The 12639-nt window shown below is 55.0% G+C and carries 13 protein-coding genes; 2 read left to right on the top strand and 11 right to left on the bottom strand.

What is annotated here, in order from left to right; translation table 11 throughout:
* Nucleotides 1-55 precede the first annotated feature (55 nt).
* Entirely contained in the window at nt 56-712 is a 657-nt protein-coding gene (rnt, locus tag Q4606_RS16975) for a ribonuclease T (RefSeq protein ID WP_303597204.1), read from the bottom strand.
* 43 nt (nt 713-755) lie between these two features.
* Nucleotides 756-1787, bottom strand: a complete 1032-nt coding sequence (gene pyrC / locus Q4606_RS16970) for a dihydroorotase (RefSeq protein ID WP_303597203.1) — start codon at nt 1785-1787, stop codon at nt 756-758.
* Nucleotides 1788-1994: 207 nt separating this feature from the next.
* On the opposite strand from pyrC, the gene Q4606_RS16965 reads away from it, so the two are divergent.
* The gene (locus tag Q4606_RS16965; protein ID WP_303608210.1) at nt 1995-2912 is read left to right on the top strand and encodes an OmpA family protein; all 918 of its coding nucleotides are present in this window, start codon (nt 1995-1997) and stop codon (nt 2910-2912) included.
* A gap of 35 nt (nt 2913-2947) precedes the next feature.
* Here Q4606_RS16965 and Q4606_RS16960 read toward each other — a convergent pair whose 3' ends face one another.
* Complete coding sequence (locus Q4606_RS16960; protein WP_303597201.1) at nt 2948-3874, bottom strand: histone deacetylase family protein; 927 nt, start codon at nt 3872-3874, stop codon at nt 2948-2950.
* A 158-nt stretch (nt 3875-4032) separates the two neighbouring features.
* Here Q4606_RS16960 and Q4606_RS16955 point away from each other — a divergent pair, with 158 nt between their 5' ends.
* The gene (locus Q4606_RS16955) at nt 4033-6777 is read left to right on the top strand and encodes a GNAT family N-acetyltransferase (RefSeq protein ID WP_303597200.1); all 2745 of its coding nucleotides are present in this window, start codon (nt 4033-4035) and stop codon (nt 6775-6777) included.
* Between the two features lie 45 nt (nt 6778-6822).
* Here Q4606_RS16955 and rdgC read toward each other — a convergent pair whose 3' ends face one another.
* The 8 genes from rdgC to Q4606_RS16915 form a co-directional block, all read right to left on the bottom strand.
* A complete protein-coding gene (rdgC, locus tag Q4606_RS16950; RefSeq protein WP_303597199.1) occupies nt 6823-7749 on the bottom strand; it encodes a recombination-associated protein RdgC in 927 nt (308 codons plus the stop codon).
* A gap of 19 nt (nt 7750-7768) precedes the next feature.
* Nucleotides 7769-7969 carry a DUF2788 domain-containing protein gene (locus Q4606_RS16945; protein WP_303597198.1) on the bottom strand — a complete coding sequence of 67 codons (201 nt, stop codon included), beginning with the start codon at nt 7967-7969 and terminating at the stop codon, nt 7769-7771.
* A 24-nt stretch (nt 7970-7993) separates the two neighbouring features.
* Nucleotides 7994-8764 carry a peroxide stress protein YaaA gene (gene yaaA, locus Q4606_RS16940; RefSeq protein WP_303608209.1) on the bottom strand — a complete coding sequence of 257 codons (771 nt, stop codon included), beginning with the start codon at nt 8762-8764 and terminating at the stop codon, nt 7994-7996.
* Nucleotides 8765-8777: 13 nt separating this feature from the next.
* The gene (locus Q4606_RS16935; RefSeq protein ID WP_303608208.1) at nt 8778-9011 is read right to left on the bottom strand and encodes a glutaredoxin family protein; all 234 of its coding nucleotides are present in this window, start codon (nt 9009-9011) and stop codon (nt 8778-8780) included.
* Nucleotides 9011-9760: a YciK family oxidoreductase gene (locus Q4606_RS16930; protein ID WP_303608207.1), complete on the bottom strand. Its 750-nt coding sequence runs from the start codon at nt 9758-9760 to the stop codon at nt 9011-9013. Before Q4606_RS16930 ends, Q4606_RS16935 begins: the two co-directional genes overlap by 1 nt.
* A 66-nt stretch (nt 9761-9826) precedes the next feature.
* Nucleotides 9827-10504 carry an HAD-IA family hydrolase gene (locus Q4606_RS16925; protein ID WP_303597194.1) on the bottom strand — a complete coding sequence of 226 codons (678 nt, stop codon included), beginning with the start codon at nt 10502-10504 and terminating at the stop codon, nt 9827-9829.
* On the bottom strand, nt 10479-11195 hold the full coding sequence (ubiG, locus tag Q4606_RS16920; RefSeq protein WP_303608206.1) for a bifunctional 2-polyprenyl-6-hydroxyphenol methylase/3-demethylubiquinol 3-O-methyltransferase UbiG: 717 nt from the start codon (nt 11193-11195) through the stop codon (nt 10479-10481). Before ubiG ends, Q4606_RS16925 begins: the two co-directional genes overlap by 26 nt.
* Before the next feature lie 35 nt (nt 11196-11230).
* The gene (locus tag Q4606_RS16915; protein WP_303608205.1) at nt 11231-12571 is read right to left on the bottom strand and encodes a TRZ/ATZ family hydrolase; all 1341 of its coding nucleotides are present in this window, start codon (nt 12569-12571) and stop codon (nt 11231-11233) included.
* Nucleotides 12572-12639 lie beyond the last annotated feature (68 nt).

Below are 12639 nucleotides of genomic sequence, written 5' to 3'. Positions count from 1 at the left end.
AACCCGCACTGAGTTGCGGGTTTTTTGTGGGTGCTGTTTTCGACAGGGAGTCTTGCTATTCGGTTTCATCCGGAATCAGCGGCGGCGGGAATCCGCCCAGGTCGAGCCAGCGGTTGACGATCCCGCAGAACAGATCGGCTGTTTTTTCCGCATCGTAAGCAGCAGAGTGAGCCTCCTTGTTACTGAACGGGATGCCCGCAAGCTTGCAGGCCTGGGCCAGAACCGTGTGGCCATAAGCCAGTCCCGCAAGGGTGGCTGTATCGAATGTGGAGAAGGGATGGAACGGGTTCCGGTTGATCTCCGCCCGTTGTGCCGCCGCAAATACAAAGTTGTGATCGAAGGTTGCGTTGTGTCCTACGAGCACTGCGCGTTTGCAATCGTGTGCTTTGACCGCCCGGCGGATGGGACTGAATATTTCGCTCAGGCCTTCGCGCTCCGGCACTGCCTCCCGCTCCGGGTTCCAGGGATCGATTCCGGTGAAGTCCAGCGCAGATTGCTCGAGGTTGGCTCCTTCAAACGGATCGATCTGTTGCACGTGAGTCTCGGCGCGGCGTATGCGGCCGTCCTCGTCCATGGTCAGCATCACCGCAGCTATTTCCAGCAGTGCATCGCGTTCTGGATTGAAACCGCCGGTCTCCACATCGACAACTACGGGTAAAAAGCCGCGGAATCTGCGGGACATGGGGTGCGATTGTGTGTTTTCGTCAGTCACTAAAGCTCCGGTCTTGGCCGTTTATCAGGAAGTCGTGGAACGTTTAAGCAAGGCGCCAGTTAATAGTTTCGCCAGCTTTCAGAGGAACGATGGTGCCATCCGCCAAGGGTAATTCATTTGGCATTGCCCAGGGCTCCTTCACCAAGGTAATAGTATCGGTATTTCGTGGAAGGCCATAGAAGTCCGCCCCGTTTATGCTCGCAAAGGCTTCCAGCTGGTCAAGAACGCCAAGTTCTTCAAACAGGTCCGCGTAGAGTCCAATTGCGCCGTAGGCCGAGTAGCAACCTGCACAGCCGCAGGCCGCCTCTTTCTTATCCTTTGCGTGCGGGGCAGAGTCGGTTCCCAGAAAGAATCGTTTGTCGCCGCTGGCAATGGCGTCTCTCAGGGCTTGCTGGTGTCGGTTGCGCTTCAGTATTGGAAGGCAGTAAAGGTGAGGGCGTATGCCGCCTACCAGCATGTGATTACGATTGTACATCAGGTGTTGGGGCGTAAGCGTTGCACCAAGATTGTCGCCCTGGTGTTGCCGAACGAATTCCGCAGAATCAGCGGTAGTGATGTGCTCAAGCACAACCCTGAGTTTGGGAAAAGCTTCCAGCGTCGGCGCCAGCACGCGCTCAAGGAATACCTTTTCCCGATCAAAAATATCAATGTCCGCGTCGGTGACTTCGCCATGAACAAGCAGCAGCATGCCACACTCTGACATGGCCTCCAGTACCGGGTAGATATTACGAATGTCCTGAACGCCGGAAGCGGAATTTGTGGTGGCGCCGGCGGGGTAGAGTTTTGCCGCGACTACGCCTTCCGCACGAGCTTCAAGAATGTCTTCGCGGGTGGTGGATTCTGTGAGGTAAATCGTCATCAATGGCCGGAAATCCGTGCCTTGGGCCGCTGCCAGTATGCGCTCCCGATATGCTGAGGCTGCTGCGGCAGTTGTAACCGGGGGAACAAGGTTGGGCATGATGATCGCCCGCCCAAAACAGGCTGCGGTTGCCGGCACGACGTCCTTGAGAACATCGCCGTCACGAACGTGCAGGTGCCAGTCGTCGGGGCGCAAAAGGGTAAGTTGTTCGGTCATGAGCTGATTTCCGCGATACCTTCAAAGGGCTGAATAAAAGGCGTGAGAAGCGTGTTTGATTTGGACGGCGCTTTAGCCCGGAAAATTTGCGCGATTATAACAGAACGCGCCGGTGATTGTTTTTCCTCTCGTAGATTAAAGAATACCGCGCCGATGCCGTTAACCATGGAAACCACTAAATATCCGTGAAACAACGGTATGACTGTTATGGCACTCGCTTTCTCCAGAAAATCGCGAAAACTGCTGGGAACTCTGGCGCTGGGCATTTTTTTTCCTGGGGCAGGCCTGGCTGGAAGCTATGGCGCAGGAATCTCGAACAGTCAGTGGTATCTTGCCGAATCCGTTTTTGAATGTTCTCTGGTGCATGAAGTCCCCGGCTATGGTCGTGCCGTTTTCAGGCACAGGGCTGGTGAAAGCCTGTCGTTCTTTCTGGAGTCTGAGTCGCGCCTTATGCGGCCCGGGCGTGGCGCGCTCGTTGTTGAGGCACCCGTCTGGCGGCCGGGGGTGGCTCCCAGGCCTGTGGGTACGGTAAATATTTCCGAGGGGCGCCGCCCCGTATCCCTTGAAACGCGCCAGGCGGTGGTTCTTGCGCAAGGCCTGCTAGATGGTATGCGCCCAACCGTTACTCGCGCGTCCTGGTACGACGGGAGCCCGGTCAGGGTGCAGGTGTCGAACATAAATTTTAACGGCCAGTATCAGCTTTATCGGTCTTGTGCGGCCAATCTACTACCGGTGAATATTGATCAGATTGGGCGCTCGAGAGTCGCGTTTGCCAGCGGAAGCAGGAATCTGTCGGAAGCTGATATGAACATGCTGGACGACATCGTTGCCTATCTTATGGCTGACACCACGGTCGAGCGTGTCTTTGTCGATGGCCACAGTGATAGTGTCGGGAGTCGTATTGATAACCGGGCATTGTCTGAGGATCGCGCCAATGTAGTGGCGGATTACCTGAAAAATCGTGGCGTAGATCCGGATCTGATCACAGTAAGAGCCCATGGAGACCAATATCCCGTGTCCCGTCGGGCTGCAGAAAATCGCCGCACAACTATCCGTTTGCAGCGCGAGGGCGATCGTCCGGAACTGCAGCAAGCCAATGGCTACGGCGGCGCTTCCGCGGGTTAGTGCTGCTGGCTTGCCGGTTCCTTGTCTTGGACAAATCAGTAGATCGAACTCAGCACTTCCAAATGGGCATTGACGCTCTCGGCGAGAGCCTTCAGATGATAGCCACCTTCGAGTGTTGAAATGATTCGGTCGTTACTGTGCTCTGCCGCTACGTCCGCCAGAATTTCAGTTAGCCACCGATAGTCTTCGGTTTCGAGATTAAGCTCGCCCATAGGATCGAGGCGGTGCGCGTCAAACCCTGCGGAGATCAGAACCACCTGTGGCTTGAAGGCATTCAGGCGTTTGATCCACCCGGACTCCACCCGTTTTCGGAAGTCCTCAGCGGAGCAGCCTGCTTCGATGGGGATGTTGACGATGTTGTCGGCCTGCCGATGAACGTGGGAGTGGGGGTAAAAGGGGTGCTGGAAGCTGGAGCACATCAGTATGCGCTCATCTCCGCTCACAATGTCTACCGTACCATTCCCCTGGTGCACATCGAAGTCAACGATGGCGACTCGCTCGAGGTGGTGGAAGTTAAGAGCGCGCATAGCAGCCAACGCAATGTTGTTGTAAAAACAGAAGCCCATGGACTTGCTGCGCTCCGCGTGGTGGCCGGGCGGCCGCGCACAGATAAACGCATTCGTAACCTGGCTGCTCATGACCATGTCTACGGCCTGAACGTTGGCTCCGGCAGCCAGTCTTGCGGCACGCAGAGTGTCCGGCATCATGGCGGTGTCCGGGTCGGTAAACACTCTGCCACGGGTCGGTTGCATCATGTCGAGCTGTTGCAGATAGCGTTCCGGGTGCACGTTCAGAAGCTGATCGCGGGTGATTTCTTCCGGGCGTACCCAGTCAAGCTTTTCGGCAACCCCGGTATCGGCAATGTAGCTAATGATAGCTGCTAGACGCTCAGGGCACTCGGGATGCTCTGGCCCCATGTCGTGTTTTTTGAAGTCATCATGGGAAAAAAATGCGGTGGTCATAGATCTCTAAACGCCCCGACTATACTTGTATTCTTTTTGATTTTATCAGGGATAACCTGCTGTTGCTGTGTTTCTTTGGTCTTATAGGGGCGATAGGCATTTCACATCGGTTCATCTATGCATAAGATAGGGCAAACACCTACTGAAGGAGAGTCAGCTTGAGCACCCGGTATCTGGAAAGTCTGTTCAATCCTGCGTCAATTGCAGTGATCGGGGCATCGGAGCGGGCAGACAACCTTGGTGGTATGGTGTTGCGAAACCTGATGGGCGGCGGTTATCCGGGCAAGCTTCTGGTTGTTAACCAGAATGAGTATGACAACGTTCATGGCGTACCCTGTGTAAAAAAAGTCTCCAAAATGGAGTTTTCGCCGGATCTCGCCATTGTCTGTACGCCACCGGATACCGTGGCCAAGACCATTCGACGCCTGGGCGAGGCGGGGGTACGTACGGCAATCGTGATGACCGGCGGCATGTCCCGTACTCACAGTAAAACCGGAAAACCGCTGATGTATGCGGTTCGCGAGGCGGCAAAGGAAACCGGTATCAGAGTTTTAGGCCCAAACACGATTGGTTTGATGGTGCCGGCCAGAAGCCTGAATGCCACCTATGCGCATATGGGTGTTCTTCCCGGTCGCGTGGCATTTGTGGGCCAGTCAGGCACGGTCGCAAGTTCGGTGATTGACTGGGCATTTGCCCGCGGCGTCGGTTTCTCCTATTTCCTCACCCTCGGTGATGGCATGGACATCGATCATGATGATCTGATCGACTATCTTGCTCAGGACACCCAGACACGGGCGATCCTCCTTCATATCGAAAATATTCCAAACGCACGGCGCTTTATGTCTGCTGTGCGGGTGGCCTCTAGAACAAAACCGGTGATTGCTGTGAAATCCGGGCGCGTGCCGGAATCCGAGTGGTTAACACATGAGCTGCCGGATGGCATTGTGCGCAGTGACCCTATATACGATGCCATGCTTCAGCGCGCCGGTGTGTTGCGCGTTGATGGGCTGGGGCAGATGTTTGATGCGCTGGAAACTCTCACCCGTATGCGGCCGCTTCGCCGAGAATCCCTTGCCATTATGGCCAATGGTGTAGGGCCGGGCGTTCTTGCTGTTGACCGTCTGGCAGATTTGGGTGGCGAGCTGGCCAAGTTGTCTGAAGCCAGTGTCAAAGCCCTCGCTGAGCTTTTGCCACCTTACTGGACTCGAAAAAACCCGATCGATCTTAACTACGATGCATCGCCGGAACTTTATGGAAAGGCAATTAAAATTCTGGCCAAGGATCCTGAAGTAGCGAACGTGCTGGTGATGTACGCGCCCAGTCTGAAGGAGGATAACCTGCAGATTGCAGATGCCGTCGTGCAGGCTTCCAAAGGTACGCGGCTCAATATTTTTACCTGCTGGCTTGGGCAGAGCACGGTGATGGATTCACGAGAAGAGTTCTATCGCGCCGGTGTGCCATCGTTTTTCAATCCGGAGAAGGCGGTCGTTGCCTTTATGCAACATGTGCGGCATCAGCGAGTCCAGCGCTTGCTGACGGAGACTCCGGAATCGTTTACCGACCATTTTGCAGACCACACGAAAACCCGTCGGATGGTCATGAGCGCACTTCGCTCTGGTCGAAAACACTTGTCGAGCCGGGAAGCCCGGGATGTGATTCGCGATTACGGCATCCGCGCGATTGAAACGGTCTATTGCGACGATGTTGAAGAAGTCATCGAGGCTTTTTCGATAGAGCGCCGAATGGTGGATGTCACTATTGTTCATGAGGAAGCCTGCCACCCTTTTATGAAGCTGAGCGTTGCTCAGCGTCGCTATAAGGGTACGATGCAGAAGCTGAACAGTGAGTCCGAGATTATCGATGCCTGCCGTTTCCTGATGACAGAGTATCTGAAGCACTTCCCGGACAGCGGATTTCTCGGTTTTGCCATGCAGCGCTCCTATCAACACATTGGTGGTGTTGAGTTCAGTGTCGGAATTACCAGAGATGTCCTGTTCGGCCCCCTCGTGGTTTGTGGAGCCTCGGGTGCCCATATAAACGTCATGTCAGATCGGCAGATTGCGTTGCCGCCGCTTAATATGGTTCTTGCCCGCGAGCTGCTGCGCCGAACCTATATGTACAAGTTGCTCAGAGAGCACAGCCTGGCGCCTGAATCCGATATCCGGGCGGTATCGGAAACACTGGTTACCCTTTCCCAGATTGTGATCGATAACCCGGAGATTCGTGGGTTGGAGATTTCACCTTTGCTGTTTAATGACCAGGGTGCGGTCGCCGTTAGCGTGGCAATCGATCTTTCTGAAACGCCAGGCCGGCCGATTATTCAGCCGTACCCGAGAGAGCTTGAGGAATGGCTGGTGCTTCCCAAATCCGGTCGGCGGGTCGTTATCCGCCCGGCTCTTGCAGAAGATGAGCCGTCACACCGAGTGTTCCATGAGCTGCAGTCGCCCGAATCCATACGTTACCGATTCTTTCAGTACCGCAAGCACTTCTCCCGGGAAGACGTCGCGCAGATGGTGCAGATCGACTACGACCGGGAAATGGTCTTCATCGCCAATGCGCCGAGAGAAGACGGTGAAGGCGATGAAACCCTGGGTACCGTAAGAACCTGGACAGACGCCGATAACCTGCAGTGCGAGTTTGCTGTGATGGTGCACGACAAAATGAAGGGCGAAGGCTTGGGTGTCGCCCTGATGCAGAAAATGATCGATTACTGCCGGGCTCGCGGTACGGTGGAAATGGTGGGCAACGTTCTGGCAGACAACCGCCCGATGCTGCAGCTTGCGGAGCATATGGGCTTTGAGGTCAAGTACAACGTTGAAGAAGAGGTGATGGATCTGCGGCTTGTGCTGAACGAGCCGGAAAAAGACTGGCAGAAGGAGCGGCTGGGTAAGAGCGCCCACTGAGACCTTTCGGTGAAAGGTGCCAGCGGCGCTCACGTGCCTGAGAGTTTACTCTTCGACGATGGCTGAACGGTCTTCTCCGCCCATGGCGTCCAGCAATCCCGGAATCAGTTTTGACAGCTCCAGGGTCATGAGGGTGAAGGCAGCGTCAAATTTTGCGACAGCATCATCCACATCTACGTCGTCAAGCTGGTCCTGAAGTGTTTCTCCGAACTTCAACCGGCGAATGCCCAGTTCTTCATCCAGGATAAAGGACACGTTTTCGTCCCAGGTTACGGCCAGCTTGGTGACCTGCATGCCTGCTTCCAGGTGATTGCGGATTTCGTCTGCTTTCAGGTCCAACCCTTTGCAACGAACGACGCCGCCGTCTTCAGATGGATCTTTCAATTCACACTCGTTCCCGAGCACCACGACACCCGGCAGATCGATAGTTTCGTTCAGCCAGCCAGTAAAAGTGAAAGCTGGAGCCTGTTCTACCACGGGCGGCCGAACGGGCAGGGATCCCAGGCTCTTGCGCAGGGTAGAAGCCAGGTCTTCCGCCTGTTTTGCGGAGCCCGCATCCACCACCAGAACGCCATCCTTCGGAGCCAGATAAGCGAAGCAGCGGCGGTTTCGGGAAAATGCCTGGGGCAGCATCTCCAGCATAACCTGCTCTTTGATCTCGTCTTTTTCCTTGCGACGAACCTTGCGCCCCTGTTCCAGTTCTATGGCTTCTGCTTTCTCTTCAACAGCGTCCTTTACCACCGGACCGGGCAGGATCTTTTCTTCCTTGCGTAATGCAATCAGGTGGTAACCATTGGCACTGTGAACAAGCATGTCACCAAACTTGCCAAGAGGTGGAACCCATCCCTGGCGAGTGGTTTCTTGTGGGCCGCAGGGCTTGAATGCATCGCCGCTCAGCTTTTCTTCCAGCTCTTCAGCAGAGATATCAAATGGCTTGGTAAAACGGAAAACGCGGGCATTGCGAAACCACATCAGGTTTGATCCTTGTCTTTCATATTTGGATGACTTCTACGAGTACTGTTTTGATGATAAAACCGAAGACACCAGCCCCCAGTACGGTGAACAGGGCGAGAGTGCCGAACTTTCCGGCCTGTGATCTTTTGGCCAGATCCCAGACGATAAAACCCATCCAGCCAATAAGACCCGTCAGAAACACCAACATGGCGATCTGCGAAAAAACTGCTTCATTCATGATTTTCTCCAAGTTCAATCTGGATTACTGTTCGTCCCGCAGGAAAACCCAGTTGTTCTTGTCGGACTGGTCTTCGCTGAAATAGTAACCATCAAGGTCAAAACCCTTGAGGTCGTTCGCATTGGTAATGCGATTCAGGATGGCGTACCGGCACATAAGACCGCGGGCCTTTTTCGCATAGAAGCTGATCATTTTATACTGACCGTTCTTCCAATCCTTGAATTGGGGGGTAATAAGCTGTCCTTCAAGGTCTTTCTTCTTCAAGCTTTTGAAATATTCGTTCGAAGCCAGATTTACCAGCACCTCGTCATCGCTCTTCAATAGACGATTTATTTCCTGGGTGAGCTGATCGCCCCAGAATGCGTAGAGATCCTTGCCCCGTTTGTTCTCAAACTTTGTGCCCATTTCCAGCCGGTAAGGCTGCATCAGGTCGAGGGGTTTAAGAATGCCGTATAGGCCGGAAAGCATCCGTAGGTGCTTCTGCGCGAAACTGAAATCCTGCTCGCTGAAGCTTTCCGCATCCAGCCCTGTATAGACGTCACCCTTGAACGCCAGAATCGCCTGGCGGGCATTCTCTGGAGAGAAAGGCGTGTGCCAGTTTTGAAAACGTTCGGCGTTTAATTGGCCCAGCTTATCGCTGATGCTCATCAGGTTGCTGACCTGGTGCGGCTCTAGCTCCTTGAGCTGGTCAATCAGTTCGCAGGCATCGTCCAGAAAATCTGGCTGGGTACAGGTATTCGTTGCCAGCGGGCTCTCGTAGTCGAGGGTTTTGGCGGGTGAGATAACCATCAACATGTCAGTGAATTCCTCATTGCAGAAACGTAAGTAACTGTTCCCGGGTAAATGGCCAGTCGAGCTCATGACCAGTATCGTCGCGTCGGAGCACCGGAATGCGCGTACCGTAACGCCGCACCAGCTCTTCAGATTGGGCGATATCCACTACGTCAACCGGTATGGCAACCGGCATAGGCGTACTCACCAACAGGGCTTCAGCGAGCTCGCACAGGTGGCATTGGGACGTCGTATAAAAAAGCAGTTCCATTATTTCGGTTGGGCGTCCAGTTTCTGGCCGTTTACGCCGGCGCTGTCACTGCCCATCAGGTAAAGGTAGATCGGCATCAACTCTTCCGGCGCCGGGTTCTGCTGCGGATTTTCTGCCGGGTAGGCGTGAGCTCGCATATTCGTTCTGGTTGCGCCGGGGTTGAGGCTGTTTACGCGCACGTTGTTATGTTCGTCGTCGAGCTCATCAGACAGCAGTTGGCTCAGGCCTTCGATTGCGAACTTGGATACTGCATAGGCGCCCCAATAAGCCTTCGCTTTACGGCCAACACCTGAGGAGGTGAAGATAACCGAAGCTGCGTCGGATTTGCGCAGCAGAGGTATCATTGCCCGGCTAAGCAGGAACGGCGCTGTTGCGTTCACGTGCATGACCTTGTTCCAGGTTTCCGGGTCATACATTTCGACCGGGCTTCGATCGCCCAGAATGCCGGCGTTGTGTAAGAGCCCATCGAGCTTACCGAAGTTGTCTTCCAGCGTCATGGCCAGTTCTTCATAGTCTTTTACCGCGGCACCTTCAAAGTTCATCGGCACGATCGCCGGCTTCGGGTGTCCATCAGCTTCGATTTCATCATAGACCGATTCCAGCTTGCCTACGGTGCGCCCCACAAGAATTACAGTGGCACCGTGGGCGGCGTAGGTTTTGGCAGCTGTGCGGCCGATTCCGCTGCCTGCGCCGGTCACCAGTATGATGCGGTCTTTAAGAAGATCAGCGGGTGCCTGGTAATCTTGCATAACCTGTCTCCGTGCCCGGTAGGGGTATGTCCGAGTGTGTCAAAGTTGGTCGGTTTCAGAAGCGCGTTATTGTAGCAGCTTTGCGAGATCGTTGACGGTGTCTGCGACCATGTCGGCTTGCCATAGATCAACGGTTTCAGGCTCTTCGATATAGCCGTATCGCACGGCAATGGTTTTCATGTGCGCATTGCGGCCCGCTTCGATATCCCGTTCATGATCGCCTACGTACACCGCCCGGGCGGGATCTGCTCCAACTTGCTTGCAGGCGAGGAAAAGGGCCTCTGGATGAGGTTTCCGATCGGTGACATGATCCGGGCAGACCAGCGATGCACAGCGCTCCGCCAAGCCAAGCGCCTGAACCAGTGGGGTGGCAAAACGTGCCGGCTTGTTGGTGACAATGCCCCAGGGAATCCCCCGGTATTCCAGCGACTGGAGCAGGGCATCCATACCGTCGAAAAGGCGGGTTTCAACCGCTACGCCTGCTTCGTAAAGATCCAGAAAGGCCGTATGTCTGTCGAGATAATCAGGGTGTTCTGGTTCAAAGCCAAACCCCACCCGCACCATGGCCCGAGCACCATTGGAGACGGAGCGGCGTATGTGATCGGCCGGAAGCGCCGGGAGCCCGTGTTGATGACGCAAGTCATTCAGGCAGCGTATAAAATCCGGCGCTGTGTCGATCAATGTGCCGTCGAGATCAAATAGGACGGTGGAGGGCCGTTCAGCTTTCACGAATATCCCGTGCATGCATAAGGTAGTTTACATCCACGTCCCGGCCCAGTTTATAGGAGCGGGTAACGGGGTTATATGTCATACCGGTCAGCTCGCGTACATCCAGGCCTGCATGACGCAAGTAGTCCGACATTTCCGATGGTCGGATAAACTTCTTCCATTCATGCGTTCCCTTGGGAAGCATATTCAGAACGTATTCAGCACCAATAATCGCAAACAGGAAGGATTTAGGGTTGCGATTGATGGTAGAAACAAACAGATGTCCGCCGGGTTTTAGCAGTGCAGAACACGCTTTGACGACAGAAGCTGGATCGGGTACATGCTCGAGCATTTCCAGACAGGTAACGGCATCGTACTGACCCGCATGCTCGGGGTCGCGGGCCAGCTCTTCAACGGTAATCTGCTGATAGTCCACTTTGATCCCGCTTTCCATTCCATGCAATCGCGCAACGGCCAGAGGTGCTTCACCCATATCTATGCCAGTCACATGAGCGCCGCGCAGTGCCATGCCTTCGGATAGCAATCCGCCGCCACAGCCTATGTCTGCCACCCGCTTTCCGGCAAGGGGTACACGCTCGTCGATATAGTTCAGGCGCAACGGGTTAATGTCGTGCAGCGGCTTGAACTCGCTGGTGGGGTCCCACCAACGACTGGCCAGCGCTTCAAATTTAGCGATTTCATTACGGTCAACGTTCTGGTTTGTCATGTTGCGTTCTGCCTGATCAATCAGTCGGAATTCGGTTAGTCAGCCTGCTGCTGGCGGATTTGCCTGGCCCAGCCCTCAACACGAAGCATAAGGTCGGGAACATCTATGCGCGTCAGTTTTCCTTCCTGTACCTGAGGTACGCCGTTAATCCAGCTATGGGTTACTGCCCGGCCATGATTGCTGTAAACCAGGTGAGAGGCTGGGTCATAAACCGGCTGAATAAAAGGATCGCCAAGATCAACGGCGATAATGTCGGCCAGCTTGCCGGCCACCAGTGAGCCTAGTTCGTTGTCCCGGCCCAGAGCCTGGGCGCCATTGAGCGTAGCCATTTTAAGTGCTTCATGGGCAGAGAGCGCTGCGGCATCATTGGCAACGACTTTGGCCACCATAGCTGCGGTGCGGATTTCGCCAAATAAATCCAGGTCGTTGTTGCTGGCGGCGCCGTCGGTTCCTATTGCGAGGTTAATTCCATGCTCCATAAGCTTGTGGGCAGGGCAAAGGCCGCTGGCAAGCTTGAGGTTGGATTCGGGGCAATGGATAACGTGCGTTCCTGTGTCTGCAAGCAAGGCGATGTCTGAGTCACTGACCTGGGTCATGTGAACGCATTGGGTTCTGGCACCAAGAACACCAAGCCTGGCAAGCCGCTCAGCAGGGCGTTGACCTTGTTTGTCCAGAGCTTCCGCTACTTCAAATTCTGTTTCATGCAGGTGAATCTGAATGCGGGCGCCTGTTCTTTCAGAAAGCGCGACAGCCTCGCTCAGGGGGCCGTCAGAGACGGTATAAGGGGCATGGGGGCCAATGGCGGGCATTATATAGTCGTTGCCCCTCCATGCCCCGATCAACGCCTCGCCCTTATTCAGGTATTCCTCTGGACCGGAGCCCCATGCCGTCGGGAAGTCCAGCAGAGGAAAGCAGATCTGCGCCCGCATGCCACAGTCGTGGGCGGCCTGAGCCGCAATCTCCGGGAAGAAATACATATCCGAGAAGGTCGTTGTGCCTGTCCTCAGCATTTCTGCCATGGCCAGTTGGGTACCATCGGCAATAAATTGCTCGCTAATAAACCGACCTTCTGCTGGCCAGATATGATCGTTCAGCCAGGTCATCAAAGGCAGGTCATCGGCCATGCCACGAAACAGTGCCATAGCTGCGTGCCCGTGCATATTGATCAGTCCGGGCATAACCACATGGTGGGGCAGGTCAATCGTTTCCCGGGTGCGGAATTTGCGATCCGCATCCGCGACGGATAGAACTGCCGCAATTCGGGTGCCCTGAATAATCACCGCCTGATGCTCAAGCACAACTCCGGACGGTTCAATCGGAATCAGCCAGCGGGCGTTGATGCGAATATCGGCTGCGGTGATGGTATCTGCCGTCATTAACCCTGCCTTGCAGTGCCGGCGACAAAGCGATTGCGCACAAAAAGCGTGCGCAGGCCCGCCGGACA

Source organism: Marinobacter sp. 1_MG-2023, assembly GCF_030549045.1.
Taxonomy (GTDB): domain Bacteria; phylum Pseudomonadota; class Gammaproteobacteria; order Pseudomonadales; family Oleiphilaceae; genus Marinobacter.
This window is presented reverse-complemented; position numbering and strand designations above follow the sequence as displayed.

Excerpts from the sequence above, each read along its gene's own strand:
- Q4606_RS16960 (WP_303597201.1), bottom strand. The coding sequence starts at position 3,874 with ATGACCACCGCATTTTTTTCCCATGATGACTTCAAAAAACACGACATG.
- Q4606_RS16915 (WP_303608205.1), bottom strand. The coding sequence starts at position 12,571 with ATGACGGCAGATACCATCACCGCAGCCGATATTCGCATCAACGCCCGC.
- Q4606_RS16925 (WP_303597194.1), bottom strand. The coding sequence starts at position 10,504 with ATGCACGGGATATTCGTGAAAGCTGAACGGCCCTCCACCGTCCTATTT.
- Q4606_RS16965 (WP_303608210.1), top strand. The coding sequence starts at position 1,995 with ATGGCACTCGCTTTCTCCAGAAAATCGCGAAAACTGCTGGGAACTCTG.
- Q4606_RS16945 (WP_303597198.1), bottom strand. The coding sequence starts at position 7,969 with ATGAATGAAGCAGTTTTTTCGCAGATCGCCATGTTGGTGTTTCTGACG.
- Q4606_RS16935 (WP_303608208.1), bottom strand. The coding sequence starts at position 9,011 with ATGGAACTGCTTTTTTATACGACGTCCCAATGCCACCTGTGCGAGCTC.
- yaaA (WP_303608209.1), bottom strand. The coding sequence starts at position 8,764 with ATGTTGATGGTTATCTCACCCGCCAAAACCCTCGACTACGAGAGCCCG.
- ubiG (WP_303608206.1), bottom strand. The coding sequence starts at position 11,195 with ATGACAAACCAGAACGTTGACCGTAATGAAATCGCTAAATTTGAAGCG.
- pyrC (WP_303597203.1), bottom strand. The coding sequence starts at position 1,787 with ATGACCGAACAACTTACCCTTTTGCGCCCCGACGACTGGCACCTGCAC.
- Q4606_RS16930 (WP_303608207.1), bottom strand. The coding sequence starts at position 9,760 with ATGCAAGATTACCAGGCACCCGCTGATCTTCTTAAAGACCGCATCATA.
- rdgC (WP_303597199.1), bottom strand. The coding sequence starts at position 7,749 with ATGTGGTTTCGCAATGCCCGCGTTTTCCGTTTTACCAAGCCATTTGAT.